Origin of the sequence: Gracilimonas halophila (assembly GCF_042684365.1) — a bacterium.
In the GTDB taxonomy this organism is placed as follows: domain Bacteria; phylum Bacteroidota; class Rhodothermia; order Balneolales; family Balneolaceae; genus Gracilimonas; species Gracilimonas halophila.
This window is the reverse complement of record NZ_JBHULI010000002.1, coordinates 23,926-38,549: the sequence shown is the minus strand read 5'-3', so window position 1 is coordinate 38,549 and position 14,624 is coordinate 23,926. Positions and strand designations below refer to the sequence as shown.

The window sequence follows — 14,624 nt, the reverse complement described above, 5'->3', positions numbered from 1 at the left end:
TTTCATGTTTAAAAGGAATAGCATCATACTAAAACATGATTGGTTTTGATAAGTAATTTGCATTCATTTAGGAGGTAATAATGATGATGTTGAGAATGGTGTATAAGAATGGCAATATTTGATGTAACCCTACTTACAGATTCAAGGTATGTTGACCCAAAACTACCGGGGCAATATGTTCAAAATATCTTGAAGGAAGACCAAATCGTTCGTGAAGCGCTTGAGAAAAAAGGCCTTACCGTAAACAGAAAAAATTGGGCAGATCCTGAGTTTGACTGGGGACAGACCAATATGATCTTGTTTAGAACCAATTGGGATTATTTTGATCGATATGATGAATTTAGGATATGGGTCACACATGCTTCATCCAAAACTAAATTTGTTAATAGTATCGATCTCCTGAATTGGAATGTGGATAAGCATTATTTGTCAAATTTATCAGAGAAGAAGATTAGAATTGTACCTACCCGTTATATTCCTAAGGGTTTATCTTTATCATTAGAGGAGCTGTATAATTTTACCGGATGGTCGCATTCTGTTGTTAAGCCAACAATTGGCGGGGCCGGCAGGCATACCTATGACATCACAAGGGAAAACATTTCAATTATATCAAATAAGCTTGATGAATTAATGAAGAGTGAAGATTTTATGCTTCAGCCATTCCAGAATTCAGTGCCGGTTGATGGTGAACTTTCGTTGATTTTTTTTGGTGAAGAGTATAGTCATGCCGTCTTGAAAAAAGCCAAGGAAGGAGATTTCAGGGTTCAGGATGATTATGGAGGCACCGTTCACAAATACGTTGCGACTGAAGAAGAGGTTGAATTCGCATATGAGGTTATAAAAGCCTGTCCTGAAAAGCCTGCATACGCTCGCGTTGATATGATAGAGGATAATGATGGGGAGTTAGCTGTTTCTGAGCTGGAACTCATTGAGCCCGAACTTTGGTTTCGGTTTCGGCCTGAGGCAGCTGACCTTTTAGCTGAAGAAGTTATTGGCCGACTTTAAGGGAAATATTAATTCTCAAATTCCTGAAGATAGGCTTTGATCCTTTTGGCATTCACTCCAAGGTCTCCCCGACCAATACGTGATTTTGAACGGATATCGATCTTACTGCCAGAATCTGTAGTATCAACCCGGATCACAACATCATCAATGAACCCGAACCAAGCCAGCTTATGGTAGGCTTCAATGCGGCCTTCTTCCATATTTTCACCTACAAGTTTCCAAGGCATTTCCCGGGCGGTCTCTAATGCTTTTGCGTAAGCTTCTTCGTAAGAAAGAGAGGTGTTATAAGTCTCAATATCTTCATAGAAATTACGTTGTGCTTCAGCCGTTTCTGGTCCGGTATATTCAACGGGATTAGGAGCATCGGCTCGCAATGGAGCAATGGCATCAAAAGCCGGGGGATTTTCAAGATCAGTAGTTATATCATGAATGGGCGGGTAACCTTTTTGAACCTCGCTGTACCAGTAACCGAGATTAAATAGGGCTGCAACCAAAAGAAAAACACTAAGTGAGCCTGCAATTATATAGTTCTTCGTTTTTGGGGAGAGTTTAACAAGACCAATTCCGGCAAGAATCCCACCAACAACAGCAGCCCCTGTTCCCCAGGGAATAATTGTGAAACCAAAACTAAAATGCCACCAGCCCCATTGGTATCCATACCCTGATAGAATTACAGTTAGGGCGCCTATTACGGAAAGAATTGTTCCGTACTTAATTAGACTGATGTTTAATTTAGATGATGCCATCCGTGCTCAAGTTTATTAATGGTTGCGTATGTAATATACATCAGAAAGCAGAAACATCGTTCCACTTTTATAAACAGAAGCCTACAAAGCACTATCGCAACCTAAAGCAGCCGAATGTGTTACTGTAAAGCAGCTTTGATACGACCAAAGATCTCATCAATGGATCCTATTCCATCAATTTCCTGAACTTTATCCTGTTTTTTATAATGCTCCATCACCGGCTGGGTTTCTTTGCGATAAACTTCAAGGCGGGTTTTGACTTTCTCGACTGTGTCATCGGTACGGCCTTCACCACGTGATAGAATACGCTTAACCAGTTCATCTTCAGGAACGGAAAGTGAAATGAATGCATCAAGGCTGTCATTATTCTTATCGAGAAAAGCATCAAATGCCTCAGCCTGAACTACCGTTCTTGGAAATCCATCCAGGATATATCCATCTTGGTATTTATCATTACTGAGTTCATCAGCTACAAGATCTACAACAGTTTGGTCTGGAACCAACTCGCCGGAGTCAAGGATGGATTTAACTTTAACACCAAGCGGAGTCTTGTTTTTTATTGCTGCCCGAAAAATATCTCCTGTAGAAAGATGGGGAATACTGTATTCATCTTGCAGTTTTTTAGCTTGAGTCCCTTTACCTGCCCCCGGTGGGCCAAACAGAATAATATTCATTACTTATTAGTTTGGTTAAAACTTAGATCTGATTAGTAACCGGGTTTTTAAAGACCACGGTTGTAGAGAATAAAATTTGAATAAAATGAAGAAGCAATCTCCATGAAAAGAGAATGAACCCTTAACCTGTGGAGATTGCTGAAAAGAGTGTTTAACAGCTAATACTTTAGTTCTTAGCGTCTTTTTCTTTAATACGCGCTGCTTTACCTCTTAGGTCACGCAGGTAGAAAAGTTTGGAACGTCTTACTTTTCCTTTTTTCTTCACTTCAATTTTTGCAATAAACGGAGAGTTTAAAGGAAACACACGCTCTACACCAACGTTACTGCTGATCTTACGAACAGTAAAAGTTTTGTTAGGACCGCTTCCACGCTCAGACAATACAATTCCCTCATACTGCTGAATACGCTCTTTTTCCCCTTCACGTACACGGTAGTGTACATTTACCGTATCGCCGGCAGTAAAAAGAGGGATATCCTCATTTATTAGGCTTTGCTCTACAAGTTTTAGCTTATCCATGATTTCTGAATTTAATTCCAACATCTGTTGGAATTGTTATTAATGTTCTTTCTTAAATTTATCGTACAAATCTTTTCTTCGTTCTTTAGTCCGTTTTTCAGATTGCTTTTGCTTCCATTCGGCCACTTTACTGTGATCACCTGAAAGCAAAACATCCGGGACTTTAAGTCCTTTAAACTCTGCCGGACGGGTATAAACCGGACCTTCCAGCAGACCATCCTGAAATGAATCATTCAATGCGCTGCCTGCATCTCCCAACACACCGGGAAGAAGCCTTACAATGGCATCTGTTATTGCCAAAGCCGGAATCTCACCTCCGGACAACACATAATCACCAATAGAATATTCCTTGGTAATGAGTTCATCTCTTACTCGCTGATCTACGCCTTTATAATGGCCACATAAAATGAGGATATTTTTTTTTAGTGATAATGTGTTGGCATCATCCTGTTCAAAAACATCGCCATCAGGTGCGGTGAAAATGAGTTCATCATAATCACGTTCGGCTTGAAGTTGCTCAATGCAGCTAAAAATTGGCTGCGGAGTCAGTACCATGCCGGGCTCACCTCCGTAAGGGTAATCATCGATCTTGTTATGTTTGTCTTCGGTATAATCCCGAAGATCATGCACATAGATCTCAACCAGATCTTTCTCAAGTGCACGCTTAACGATACTGTGGCTAAGCGGACTTTCCAATAAAGCAGGAACGGCAGAAATGATATCGATTCTCATCAGATACCCTCCAGCTCGTCCAGATTCTGGCAGTAGATGTTACCGTCACGCGTTTCTTTAACAAAATGGTCGATGTATGGGATCAACCGGCTTCCTGAAGTGGTAGCAACTACCAAGATGGGATGTGCCGGATTGTTCATAACCTCGATCACTAAACCAATGGCTTCATCGTCATCATAAACTTCATGATCTACCAATGAATCTTCGGTTTTAGCTTTAGCATCCAGGAAAGCATCAGCATTTTCAACTTCAAGGAAAATGCCGCGATTTCTCAATGCTTCAGCGCCTGTGCGGTCAGCGATATGGTCAAATTGTACAAAGAACGAAATATTATTTCTTTTTCCCTCAACCCGCATATCTGTTATGCGTGCAGGATAAAAGTCGCCCCGATCGTTACGCAAATAAACGAGCTTAAGGTCTTCAATTTCCTGAGGGTCGCTGACATCAAAGAAAACTTTGAGTTCACCCTCAAGTCCATGGGAACGTAACACATGTCCCACCTGAATAAAGCCCGGTGTATTGGCGTCCCGATTCATAGGCGCCGGATTTTTAAATTATCCTTCTTGTTTGCTATCCCAGGCACGCTGAACCGTAACACGGTCTTCATCGTCTGGTACAAATCCTTTTAGATCTGCAAGGTCTGTGTTATTGATGTGATCAATAGCTTCTTTTGCAGTCATATCAGTTGAAACCTGATCTGAAGATTCTTCTGCTTTTTCATCCTTCTCTTCTTCTGCAGGAGCTTCATCTTTGGTTTCTTCTTTCGCCTCTTCAACTTCAGGCTCTTCGTCCGCTTCAGCAACATTTTCTTCAACAGCTTCTGCTGCTTCTTTTGCTGTAGGCTCTTCAGGAGCAGCTAAGTCTTCTTCTTCCACTACTTCTTCAGCAGCTTCGGCTTCAGCGACAGGCTTCTCAGCAGACTCTTCCTGAATGTCTTCAACGGCAGCTTCTTCAGCTGCTGCAGTTTCTTCTACAGATTCTTCGGCATTTTCAGCATCAGCATTTTCTAATGCTTCTTCTATCTTATCTGCGTCTGACTTAGGAGCATCGTCCTCTTTTTCGGCTTCAGCAGCGGCTTTTTCAGCTTCTACTTCAGCAGCAGCCTGCTTGGCTTTTTTCTGAAGTTGTTCTTTATATTCCTTCTCTTCAGCAGCAAGAACGGCTTTATAGTCTTCTTTACGGCTGGCTGAGTCTTCATCTTTGGAGTCTCTGTATTCTCTCCATTCAGCAAGAGCCTTTTCAATTTCTTCTTCGCTCTTTCCCCAGTTCACGAGGTGGCGTTTGTAGAGAATTCCTTCTCTACGCAGAATTTTTCTTACGGTATCGGTAGGCTGTGCACCGGTATCTAACCAATACAGAATACGGTCTTCATTTAAGACCACTTCTTTCTTTTCGGTTACGTTGTCATAACGACCAACACGCTCTACGATTCGGCCATCGCGGGCTTCATGTCTTTCGGCTACTACGATATGCCAGATCGGGCGTTTCTTACGTCCTTTACGTTGTAATCTGATTCTTAACAATGATGTTCTCCAATATGTGTGTTTAAATTATAAGTTCTTATCGGCCGATAGGCAGATTTTTCAGTCCTTGAAGAGCACGTCCGGCTTTACCCATTTTCGACATGGTCTTCATCATTTTTTTCATTTGATCGAACTGCTTCATGAGTTGATTGATCTCATGAACTTTGGTGCCAGAACCTTGTGCTATTCGCCGTCTTCGGCTTCCATTCAATAGCTCGGGATTCTGACGCTCCTCCGGCGTCATTGATAAGATTATAGCTTCAATCGGTTTGAATGCATCATCATCGATCTCGTTATTATCCAATGCTTTGCTGGCGCCGGGTATCATAGAAACAAGATCAGAAAAGTCTCCCATTTTCTTGATCTTCTGAATTTGTTCGAGAAAGTCGTTTAGGTCGAAACTATCCGACTTAATTTTCTTTTGAAGTTTTTCAGCTTCTTTCTCGTCAAATTCCTTTTGAGCTTTTTCAACAAACGAAACCACATCTCCCATGCCCAAAATACGCTGGGCCATTCGGTCGGGATAAAAAGGAGACAGAGCATCCAGCTTCTCGCCGGTACTCACAAATTTGATGGGTTTATTTACAACGGTTTTAATGGAAAGGGAAGCACCACCGCGGGTGTCACCATCCAGTTTGGTTAAAACCACACCGTCGAAATCGATACGATCGTTGAATTCTTTGGCTGTATTTACAGCATCCTGTCCGGTCATGGAATCGACTACAAACAGGATCTCATGAGGATTTACGGCCTTCTTAATTTCCGCAACCTCATTCATCATATCCTCATCTACATGTAAACGACCCGCAGTATCAATAATAACCGTGTCGAGTGCCAAACTTTTAGCCATGGAAACAGCTTCTTTGGCAACGCGAACGGCATCTTTCTGTTCGATGGAATACACCGGAACATCAATTTGAGATGCGAGTGTCTTAAGCTGGTCAACAGCGGCAGGGCGATAAACATCGGCGGCAGCAAGAAGAGGATTCCTTTTATGCTCCTGCTTTAAGTGTCGGGCTAATTTACCAACGAAGGTAGTTTTACCCGAACCCTGAAGTCCGGCTATAAGAATTACTGTAGGAGGGGTGTGAGCTTGTGTGATATCGACCCGTTCGCCACCGAATGTTTCAACCAGCTTATCGTGCACAATTTTTGTGAACTGTTGGCCGGGGTTAACACTGGTGAGTACGTCGGAGCCTAGCACTTGCTCTTTAATATCTTCTGTGAATTGGCGGGCAACCTCATAATTAACGTCAGCATCCAGCAATGCACGGCGAATTTCACGGACAGTCTCCGCTATATTCACATCCGTGATGCGAGCTTCCCCCTTAAGGGATTGAAACGCTTTGTCTAATTTTGAGGATAAATCTTCAAACATGGAATTAAATCAGTTTTTCTCCGCCAATTACAGAGCCTGTAAAAATACGGCATCTTTTCAGGCTTATCAACAGCTTTGTGGATAATTATTTTTTATTGAAAGTTGAGAGTTGAAAGAGTGATGGAAGTGAGGGGTGATGAAGTGGGCACAGTCTAATTAATATTCTTGATCAACTCTCCGGATTTTTCCTCGTGCGTGACGCTTTGCGTCGGCACGATCAATCTTTGAACTTAATAATAAGTATGATGCGAGGCCTTCGTAGAGTTTACGTGCTAGAAATTTTTTTTATTCAAAATCAGAGCCCGGTTTATTTATAAAAATCGGCTCTTTCCAGTTTGGGATGGTCAAACGAAGGATAAAATAATAGACGGAGAGGAATGCCAGTGGAATGATCACAAATACAAAATTCCAGGAGGAATTCGGGATAAAATAATAGGTGGCAATGTATGGCAGCATAATGAATAGAAAAAAGGAAAGGAGCCAGCCATATCTCTTTAATCTAAAAAGAGACCACAAAATAACAGGTGTAGAAACTATAGCAACAAGGATGCCTATGGAGCCGACACTGTCAGGGACAAAATAAAAAGGGGCAGGAACAGCATCATCAATCCCGTAATTCAGAATTTTGTCAAGCCGTTCTAAATGATGATTTCTTTTGTATAGTAATGGCATATCAAAAATTAATCAGTACAAAATAGATTACCAAACCACCATCACTTTATCAACTTTCAACTCTCACCTTTCATTTCTTTTAAAACTATTATTGACCTTTCCTCGTCTTACTCTCAGAATGAACTCGGGATCTCGAAACGACAACATGGAAGACGCACAACTGGTACAAGATTTTCGTGGTGGAAATCACCGGGCTTTTAACAAGCTGGTAACACGATGGCAGAATCGAATCCATCACTTTGCGTACCGGTTTTTTGCAAGCAGTGATGACGCTGCCGAGATCACCCAGAAAACCTTCATCAAAGCGTACCAAAAACTGGATACGCTGGAGGATGTAAACAAATTCGGTTCATGGATCTATACCATTGCCAATAATTTGTGCATGGATGAATTGAAACGAGCGGGGCGAAAACGAGCGACTTCCTATGAAGCGCTCAAAGTTGCTCCGCAAACAGAAAATGCTACCCCTGCTGATGGCTCTGTATTAAGAAATGAAGGGTTGGTGCTGCTTCACAAAGCACTACTTCAATTGCCGGTAGACCAACGCGTGGTGGTGATCATGAAAGAATACGAAGGCCTGACCTTTAGGGAAATAGCCGAAATTTTAGATGAACCCGAAAACACAGTAAAGTCAAGATTGTATTACGGGTTGAGCGCCCTCAAAAAGACGTTCGACTCCTGGAATATCAACAAAGAGGTGTTTGATTATGAATAAAGAAACCGCCCGATCGCTCTTCATGGACTATCTATATGGTGAACTGGAGCAAGATCAACGAAAAGAATTAGAAATATTTTTATCCCAAGATCCGGAGTTGCAGAAAGAACTGGACGAACTCGGAGATGTTAGAAGTATGCTTCAACATCTTCCGGTGCAAGATCCTGCCGAACAACTAGTGATGGTAGAACCTAATAAATCCGGCTTTCAGGATTGGTGGAATGAGCTGATCGAAAGCTGGATACCTACTAATGGATTTGCTCGTGCAGGTTTTGCTATGGCCTCGGTTCTGATCCTATTTGTGGTGGTGGGAGCTTTTACCAAAATGAATATATCTGTGGATAATGGTGGTTTTAACCTGACCTTCGGAGAAAAACAGGAAATTATCCAGCAGGGATTTACTCCACAGCAGGTAGAAATGCTTCTCCAGCAAGTCAGAGAAGATAATGCCGTCATGATTTCTGATGCGATTCAGCAAGCACAGCAACAGCAAGAAAATCGCATTGAAAAAACACTGGTTAACTTTGCAGATTACATTGAGCAACAGCGGCAATCAGATTTACAAATGATTAGCTCTGGCATTTATAATATGGAAGAAACGTATTACGACCGATTCAGGCAGACCGATCAGGTTTTAGGCGAACTCATACAAACGGTAAGCACCAGAAATTAAACTTATACAGGAATACACTATGAAAACATTAAAAAACACAATACTGATCGGGTTGATGACACTTTTACTGTCTTCCCTTTCTTTTGCCCAGAATTTTGATAGCAACCGAATGAACCGTGATATCAAGATCATGGAAAGTATTTTGAATGAGCTGTTCAAGATCGAGGCTAAAACTAACACAGCTTCCGGTTCTAACAGCGCATTACAAGTAAGAAGTATGTCAGGGAATTTGGCATTCAGCTCATTTAATAGAAGTTCTAATCAGGTGTCAGGAAATTATATTCCCGGATATGGCATCATATTCAAAGTTCCCTACCTTATTTCAAGTAACATCTCTTCTATTTCTGTGGTTAAAAATGAAGAGAAACCAAATATTACTTTCTATTACGACGCGAATGAAAATTCAGGCGATAATCAGGTTTCTGAAGAAACGGTCATCAATAGGATCAAGGACTTCCTAAAAGATTATGCCCCAACCATTGGCCAGCTCAAAAATGGAGAGCATATAACCATTGTATATGGAAAGAGAAATGAAAACCTTCCTCATCTGAGAGTTTTTAATATATCCGGAGAGTCAAAGGCTGAAGAGGAAGTTGAACAGGTCCCCGTTATTACTGTCTCAGCTAAAACAGAAGATTTGCTGGCGCTTAAAAATGGGAGTTTGTCATCAGATAATTTTGCTGATCGTTTAATAATATCTAAACAAGATAAAGAAGAAAAACAGCGATTAGATCTTGAAGTAATGGGTAATATTTTGAAGACGGCTTTTGAGGAAGGTGACGGAGATTCTTTTCATCTGATTAATACTAATTCTTTGTCTTATGTAAGTATAGATGGATTTGGTGTGCATTATACGCTCGACATGCATCGCGGGCACGGGCTTGAGGCCTTTACTTTCGGAGCAATAAGAAGTTTTGGAAGAGCTGATTCTGAAGAGGCGGAAGAATCAGCCAAAAAAATTCAGGAAGCCAGAGAAAAGCGTGAAGCCACACTTAAAACTGAATACGAGACTTTAAAAGATCAAATGAAGCAATACTTAGTTGATTATGGCAGAACATTAAACTCGCTGGAAAGTGATCAGTTCCTGATCGTTACGACAAACATTTCAGATCATCAGGACATTGTCCCGGCACAAGTCAATTTCCAACTCAAAAAATCTATACTCGAACAACTCGACCGTGGACAAATATCCCGGGAAGCTGCCATGAATGCTGTAACTATTACTGAATATTAGAGTGTAATTAGTATCCTATCCCAAAAGCTGCTTCGGAGGTAAGTCTAAGATTTATATTCCGGGGTGGCTTTTTTTATGTATTTCAGTGCGATGGTGTGCTCAAGGTAACAACCATAACACCGTAACACCTTCGCACAGTAACACTAAAATTTAAATTCACAATCTTTCTTCAGTGCCTTATCCAGCATTTGCTCGTATTCAATAGCGTCGATCTCAATACAGCCGAATTGAGCAAGGTGGTGGGTGTAGAACTGAGTATCCCAAAGCTGGAATTCATTCCCCTGGAGGATCTCATGGCAGTAGCAGAGGGCTACTTTATCCGCCCACTTTTCTTTTTTGAACATACTCTCCCCGAAAAAGGCGGCCTTTAATTTTACACCATATAATCCGCCTACTAATTTCTCACCTCTATAGCATTCCACACTGCAGGCATTTCCATGTTGGTTTAACACATCGTAGGAATTAATGATGAGATCGTTGATCCAGGTGGAATCACGATTAGCGCACTGCTTCACTACTTCCCGGAAGTTATGATTTACTTTTACTTCGAATCTTTTTTGTCGGATAATTCGGGCAAGGTTATCCGAAGTATGAAATTTTCCGATTGGGATAATCCCCCGTTTTCGGGCGGTGTACCAATCCACTTCTTTAGCATTCTTACTTTCTGCCATTGGGAAGATTCCCTGAGCATAAGCTTCGAGGAGATTTTCTGGCGGAAGAATGCGCATAGTTAAAAAAACTTCGCACGAAGCACACGCACAAAAAGATGTGCTGTGTGCAAAGTGCTATGTTTTTTATTTAAAATTCACAATAATACATGCCACCACTTCCTATCGGAGATCCGGGAGGAGTTGCCGGAGCATCCGGAACGTCAAACTCTTCCGGGTTAGTAAAGTAATGGGCAATCAGATGAGCACCATACTGGCTATCTGCATCGTTGTTGCGAGAAAGCTTAGACTGAAGGTCCTTGAGCTTTTTATGCATAATGGCTTTAGTAACAGGGTTTGCGCTGTTTGAGGCAGTCAACTCGATCATATTCTTTAACACTACATGATTTACTACCCGCTGAATGGTGCCATAATATCCATTATTTATATTTCGATTCCATGAGACACTGATGAGCCGGTCGATAACATTTTCCAAACTAAGATTTCCTTCGCGAGCCGAATATTCCACTAAACGATTGGCACGGTCAGGGTTCAGTATCAAGCTAACGGGGAGGTCGGCAGCTGTCTCCGCTATACCTAAGGCATCTAAAGCAGGCCCTGTGTTTCCGTTAAATAGTTCACGGGAATAGCCAAGTCCGGCAGGGCGTGGAGGAATGATCTCCAGTAGATCTTCCGGCAGAGCCAGTGCTTCCGGTGAAATGGTTGCGAGCATCTCATTCAAAGCTTTTTCTTGTGTGTCACGATCCACAATCTCAGGATAGGCTTGGTTATCGCCCTTTACCTTGTAGGTGTAATCGAGCCCGCCGATCAACTTCACAGTTCCTTCAACCTGATAGCGATGGAATAGATAAATGGGAACCAATACATCTTGGAGTTCAGCTAATGGCCGACCGGGTTTCAGATTTGCTTCTCCAAAATTCTGGAGTGCTGTTTTTCTAATCTCCATAATTTTGGGAAGTTGAGCAACGGGATCATCCCCAAATTCCCATAAATGTGCATCAGGGTGAGCACCACTTTGCGGACGGGCATCCTGATCGGAGATATACTTCAATCCGGAATCATAAGCTTCATTCAATATCTCATTCAAAGCAGCTTCTTCATCGGTTCCTTTCGGAAAATCCTGATAACCATACGCCACTGCCATTTTATCCCACTCTCCGATTCCCACATCATATGGATCGGAAAGGTCGATCTCGCCGTTCACAATTTTAGGTTGAGGGTGGGGGTAATCCATCACAGAAGCATCGTTGGTTACACTGGCTGCAAAGTTGTGGGCTATACCAATGGTATGACCAATTTCATGAGCTGAAAGCTGTCTGATACGAGCCAAAGCCATTTCCTGCATCATAGTATTTTCTTCGGATCCATTGACATAGGGAGCAAGCAGCCCTTCTGCAATAAGGAAGTCCTGACGGACTCGAAGTGAACCGAGCGATACATGTCCTTTGATGATCTCACCGGTACGAGGATCGCGAACAGAGGAACCGTACGACCAGCCTCTTGTTGACCGATGGATCCACTGAATTACATTGTAGCGAACATCCAGCGGGTGAGCATCTTCTGGAAGTACCTTCACAATAAATGCATTTTTGTAGCCAGCAGCTTCAAAAGCCTGATTCCACCATCGCCCACCATCTAAAAGGGCGCTTCTAACCGGTTCCGGGGTTCCATTATCCAGGTAGTATATGATCGGCTCTACCGGTTCGCTTACTGCGGCTTCGGGGTTTTTCTTCTCCAATCGGTGACGGGAGATGAATCGCTTTACCAAAGGCTCATCAATTGGTGTACCATAATCCTGATAGGTAATACCAAAATATCCGGCACGGGGATCGTATTCTCTTTTTTGATATCCATCATCGGGAAGCTCAACGAAAGAATGGTGTTGGCGAACGGTAATAGCTTCCGGAGTTGGAGTGACCGACCGAACATAACCACCGGGATTATTGCCTGCAAAAGTCAGTGTAGCTTCAAACTCGGTATTTTTAGGGAAGTTCATAATAGCTTCCTTATATAAAGCAGAGCGGTTTTTATCTAAGCTAAAAGATCCTTGATTACTTCTTTGCAGGGTAGATGTCACACCATGAGCATCACGCAGAAGAAAATCGGTAAGGTTGATGAGTACTTTGTCATCTTTTTCAGCTGCAATTTCAAATCCGGCTAAGATGGAAGAAGCGAAAGCCTCCCGTACTGATTTCTTTTCCAGCTCATTATCAGTTTCTGCCCGAAAACTATAGTTGGGCTGAACCATCATTACTTTTGGCCCACGTCTTTCGAAATACACTATTCTGGTATCGCCGAGTTGCCCACGGTCCAAACCAATATCATTGGAACCAATTCCGGCAGCAAGAGAATTCACGTAAATAAATTCCGTATCCAGCTTGTCGATCTCCAGCCAGAGCTGGTCTTTGGCATCATCATAATAATAATCGAAAAAACCTTCGGCTTTAGTCAGCCCTTCGGTTTTTTCAGTAATTGTGGGGAGTTGAGCCGTGGCCTGAAAGGAGATAAAAGCCAGTAGTAAAAAAAGTATCGTTCGCTTCATGATCATAGAATATTGAATTATGAATTATTGACTGAATATGCAAAAGTTGATGAGATAAGGAAAATCTTAAAATCAATCTTTTCGATAAATCAGGTAAAAGGATAATAAACGTGAATATAGCATTGTCGACAGAGTATCGGAACAAAATGAATTTCAAGTAGTAACTAAGTTAATGACAAGCTCAGAAGAGGTTTACAAAGATTAGATTATGTAACAAAAGAGCCGGTCAGGACTTCTTAATGGTACTGATACGCTGGATGTTTGGGGGTAAAAAGTTTTTGCTAAAAACTAAACCCAATATCTATGAATAACGATACAAATACTTTAGCCCAGATAGCTTTTTCAATATTGCTGTTCCCGACTTTTTTTCAGGAAGAGTTTTTGGCATTTGCTTGGGCTGCAGCCGATCCTTTGTGGGCTATGTCTCTGAAACGAGTATTCCTGTTGCTGCCCGTCTTAGCCTTCATACTTGGTGCCTGGGTCACTGTTCCTACCGTTCTGTCTGTAATATTCAGGCATAATCGCAAAGAATATGTCCTGTCAGTTTTTTCAACCTGGTGGGATCTGGGTAAATCGATCACATATTTTTGGGCCGGGCTGGCAAATTTCGCTTTCTATCTTATAGTATATGCGTTGGGATTGATAAAAATGCTGGTTCTGGGGGTGATGGCTGTTCTGCAAACAATTTTACTTATGCCATTTCGGCTATTGGGTTCAGCAGGGAAAAAGGTAACAAGTTCCTCGGTTCCGCTCATTGCTGTGTTCCTAACAATATTTTGGGTTTTGATAGAGGCAACCATTTTCACTTATGTAACTACCCCCTTGGTATTGGATACCCTATCAAATATTACCGGTGAGTCGATCAATGTGAGCCTAATGAGAGTAGCACTATTTACCTTTCTCTTTTTCATCGTTTTGGGAAGTTATGCTGTGCTTTCAACTTTTGTGGATGCTATTAAAGAAAAAGATATTTCACAGATCATTGGTATTACAGCCATTGAGATCATTGTGCTTATGGTAGAGGTTCTCTTCTTGTACAGAGAGTTTGTTGACGCATTAATTCCCTGGTTTGCTATGTATGCAGAAGACTTTCAGATAGGTATCATAGGTATTTTAGCCATTTCAACTTTTGTATGGTTTGGGATCAGAAGTTTGTCATGGTTTCTTTTTGCTTCTTACGGCACCCCAACGATCATGTCTATTATCCAGGGTAAAGGATTGGAAGGTGCTAAGCAAAAAGCCGGCACATCAGCGTCTAAAAAACTGTCTGCCAAAATATTTGATACCGATGAATACATGGAGAGTATTAAGAATGATATTGACTGGGTGCAGGAAAAAGGAGATGAACTCATTGAGGCTTTTATGTTACCACCGCTGCAACTGGTAGCTTCAGCTATAAACTTCTGCACTTTGTTGGTGGCCGGTAAGCATATGTTTGAGTTACCGTTGAAAAATATGGAGAGCCTTAAAAATACCGGCGGTTTCAATGTTTCCGATTCAATAAAAGCAGAAGAGCCCGAATTGGCTTCTGAATAAAGATTAAAA

At 41.8% G+C, this 14,624-nt stretch carries 15 protein-coding genes; 5 read left to right on the top strand and 10 right to left on the bottom strand.

Annotation, left to right across the window (positions count from 1 at the left end; all coding sequences use genetic code 11):
• Nucleotides 1-108 precede the first annotated feature (108 nt).
• Complete coding sequence (locus tag ACFSVN_RS01260; protein WP_390297420.1) at nucleotides 109-1,005, top strand: ATP-grasp domain-containing protein; 897 nt, start codon at nucleotides 109-111, stop codon at nucleotides 1,003-1,005.
• Nucleotides 1,006-1,013: 8 nt separating this feature from the next.
• Here ACFSVN_RS01260 and ACFSVN_RS01255 read toward each other — a convergent pair whose 3' ends face one another.
• The 8 genes from ACFSVN_RS01255 to ACFSVN_RS01220 form a co-directional block, all read right to left on the bottom strand.
• The gene (locus ACFSVN_RS01255; RefSeq protein WP_390297417.1) at nucleotides 1,014-1,751 is read right to left on the bottom strand and encodes a DUF1499 domain-containing protein; all 738 of its coding nucleotides are present in this window, start codon (nucleotides 1,749-1,751) and stop codon (nucleotides 1,014-1,016) included.
• A 119-nt stretch (nucleotides 1,752-1,870) separates the two neighbouring features.
• The gene (locus tag ACFSVN_RS01250; RefSeq protein WP_390297414.1) at nucleotides 1,871-2,425 is read right to left on the bottom strand and encodes an adenylate kinase; all 555 of its coding nucleotides are present in this window, start codon (nucleotides 2,423-2,425) and stop codon (nucleotides 1,871-1,873) included.
• A gap of 166 nt (nucleotides 2,426-2,591) precedes the next feature.
• On the bottom strand, nucleotides 2,592-2,942 hold the full coding sequence (gene rplS, locus ACFSVN_RS01245; protein ID WP_390297411.1) for a 50S ribosomal protein L19: 351 nt from the start codon (nucleotides 2,940-2,942) through the stop codon (nucleotides 2,592-2,594).
• Between the two features lie 39 nt (nucleotides 2,943-2,981).
• The gene (gene trmD, locus ACFSVN_RS01240; protein WP_390297408.1) at nucleotides 2,982-3,674 is read right to left on the bottom strand and encodes a tRNA (guanosine(37)-N1)-methyltransferase TrmD; all 693 of its coding nucleotides are present in this window, start codon (nucleotides 3,672-3,674) and stop codon (nucleotides 2,982-2,984) included.
• Nucleotides 3,674-4,210: a ribosome maturation factor RimM gene (gene rimM, locus ACFSVN_RS01235; RefSeq protein ID WP_390297406.1), complete on the bottom strand. Its 537-nt coding sequence runs from the start codon at nucleotides 4,208-4,210 to the stop codon at nucleotides 3,674-3,676. The genes trmD and rimM overlap by 1 nt, the downstream gene beginning before the upstream one ends.
• 18 nt (nucleotides 4,211-4,228) lie before the next feature.
• Nucleotides 4,229-5,197, bottom strand: coding sequence for a 30S ribosomal protein S16 (gene rpsP / locus ACFSVN_RS01230; RefSeq protein WP_390297404.1), 969 nt, complete (start codon nucleotides 5,195-5,197; stop codon nucleotides 4,229-4,231).
• Between the two features lie 37 nt (nucleotides 5,198-5,234).
• Nucleotides 5,235-6,575 carry a signal recognition particle protein gene (gene ffh, locus ACFSVN_RS01225; protein ID WP_390297402.1) on the bottom strand — a complete coding sequence of 447 codons (1,341 nt, stop codon included), beginning with the start codon at nucleotides 6,573-6,575 and terminating at the stop codon, nucleotides 5,235-5,237.
• 285 nt (nucleotides 6,576-6,860) lie between these two features.
• Nucleotides 6,861-7,247 (bottom strand): hypothetical protein, encoded by a 387-nt coding sequence (locus ACFSVN_RS01220; protein WP_390297400.1) that lies wholly within the window; start codon nucleotides 7,245-7,247, stop codon nucleotides 6,861-6,863.
• A 145-nt stretch (nucleotides 7,248-7,392) separates the two neighbouring features.
• Here ACFSVN_RS01220 and ACFSVN_RS01215 point away from each other — a divergent pair, with 145 nt between their 5' ends.
• Genes ACFSVN_RS01215 through ACFSVN_RS01205 form a run of 3 tightly spaced genes read left to right on the top strand, consistent with a single transcriptional unit; the run spans nucleotide 7,393 to nucleotide 9,869 of the window.
• The gene (locus tag ACFSVN_RS01215; RefSeq protein ID WP_390297398.1) at nucleotides 7,393-7,962 is read left to right on the top strand and encodes an RNA polymerase sigma factor; all 570 of its coding nucleotides are present in this window, start codon (nucleotides 7,393-7,395) and stop codon (nucleotides 7,960-7,962) included.
• Nucleotides 7,955-8,635 (top strand): anti-sigma factor family protein, encoded by a 681-nt coding sequence (locus ACFSVN_RS01210; RefSeq protein WP_390297396.1) that lies wholly within the window; start codon nucleotides 7,955-7,957, stop codon nucleotides 8,633-8,635. The genes ACFSVN_RS01215 and ACFSVN_RS01210 overlap by 8 nt, the downstream gene beginning before the upstream one ends.
• A 19-nt stretch (nucleotides 8,636-8,654) precedes the next feature.
• Nucleotides 8,655-9,869 (top strand): hypothetical protein, encoded by a 1,215-nt coding sequence (locus tag ACFSVN_RS01205; RefSeq protein WP_390297395.1) that lies wholly within the window; start codon nucleotides 8,655-8,657, stop codon nucleotides 9,867-9,869.
• A 143-nt stretch (nucleotides 9,870-10,012) separates the two neighbouring features.
• On the opposite strand, the gene aat is transcribed toward ACFSVN_RS01205, so the two are convergent.
• Both aat and ACFSVN_RS01195 read right to left on the bottom strand, forming a co-directional pair.
• A complete protein-coding gene (gene aat, locus ACFSVN_RS01200) occupies nucleotides 10,013-10,597 on the bottom strand; it encodes a leucyl/phenylalanyl-tRNA--protein transferase (RefSeq protein WP_390297393.1) in 585 nt (194 codons plus the stop codon).
• Nucleotides 10,598-10,667: 70 nt separating this feature from the next.
• A complete protein-coding gene (locus ACFSVN_RS01195; protein ID WP_390297391.1) occupies nucleotides 10,668-13,079 on the bottom strand; it encodes a zinc-dependent metalloprotease in 2,412 nt (803 codons plus the stop codon).
• A 303-nt stretch (nucleotides 13,080-13,382) separates the two neighbouring features.
• Between ACFSVN_RS01195 and ACFSVN_RS01190 the strand changes: the two genes are divergently transcribed.
• Nucleotides 13,383-14,615 carry a hypothetical protein gene (locus ACFSVN_RS01190; protein ID WP_390297388.1) on the top strand — a complete coding sequence of 411 codons (1,233 nt, stop codon included), beginning with the start codon at nucleotides 13,383-13,385 and terminating at the stop codon, nucleotides 14,613-14,615.
• Nucleotides 14,616-14,624: the final 9 nt, after the last annotated feature.

Bases quoted from the DNA above. Each gene is read 5' to 3' on its own strand.
- ACFSVN_RS01260 (WP_390297420.1), top strand. From the start codon at position 109: ATGGCAATATTTGATGTAACCCTACTTACAGATTCAAGGTATGTTGAC.
- ACFSVN_RS01255 (WP_390297417.1), bottom strand. From the start codon at position 1,751: ATGGCATCATCTAAATTAAACATCAGTCTAATTAAGTACGGAACAATT.
- ACFSVN_RS01250 (WP_390297414.1), bottom strand. From the start codon at position 2,425: ATGAATATTATTCTGTTTGGCCCACCGGGGGCAGGTAAAGGGACTCAA.
- rplS (WP_390297411.1), bottom strand. From the start codon at position 2,942: ATGGATAAGCTAAAACTTGTAGAGCAAAGCCTAATAAATGAGGATATC.
- trmD (WP_390297408.1), bottom strand. From the start codon at position 3,674: ATGAGAATCGATATCATTTCTGCCGTTCCTGCTTTATTGGAAAGTCCG.
- rimM (WP_390297406.1), bottom strand. From the start codon at position 4,210: ATGAATCGGGACGCCAATACACCGGGCTTTATTCAGGTGGGACATGTG.
- ffh (WP_390297402.1), bottom strand. From the start codon at position 6,575: ATGTTTGAAGATTTATCCTCAAAATTAGACAAAGCGTTTCAATCCCTT.
- ACFSVN_RS01220 (WP_390297400.1), bottom strand. From the start codon at position 7,247: ATGCCATTACTATACAAAAGAAATCATCATTTAGAACGGCTTGACAAA.
- ACFSVN_RS01215 (WP_390297398.1), top strand. From the start codon at position 7,393: ATGGAAGACGCACAACTGGTACAAGATTTTCGTGGTGGAAATCACCGG.
- ACFSVN_RS01210 (WP_390297396.1), top strand. From the start codon at position 7,955: ATGAATAAAGAAACCGCCCGATCGCTCTTCATGGACTATCTATATGGT.
- ACFSVN_RS01205 (WP_390297395.1), top strand. From the start codon at position 8,655: ATGAAAACATTAAAAAACACAATACTGATCGGGTTGATGACACTTTTA.
- aat (WP_390297393.1), bottom strand. From the start codon at position 10,597: ATGCGCATTCTTCCGCCAGAAAATCTCCTCGAAGCTTATGCTCAGGGA.
- ACFSVN_RS01195 (WP_390297391.1), bottom strand. From the start codon at position 13,079: ATGAAGCGAACGATACTTTTTTTACTACTGGCTTTTATCTCCTTTCAG.
- ACFSVN_RS01190 (WP_390297388.1), top strand. From the start codon at position 13,383: ATGAATAACGATACAAATACTTTAGCCCAGATAGCTTTTTCAATATTG.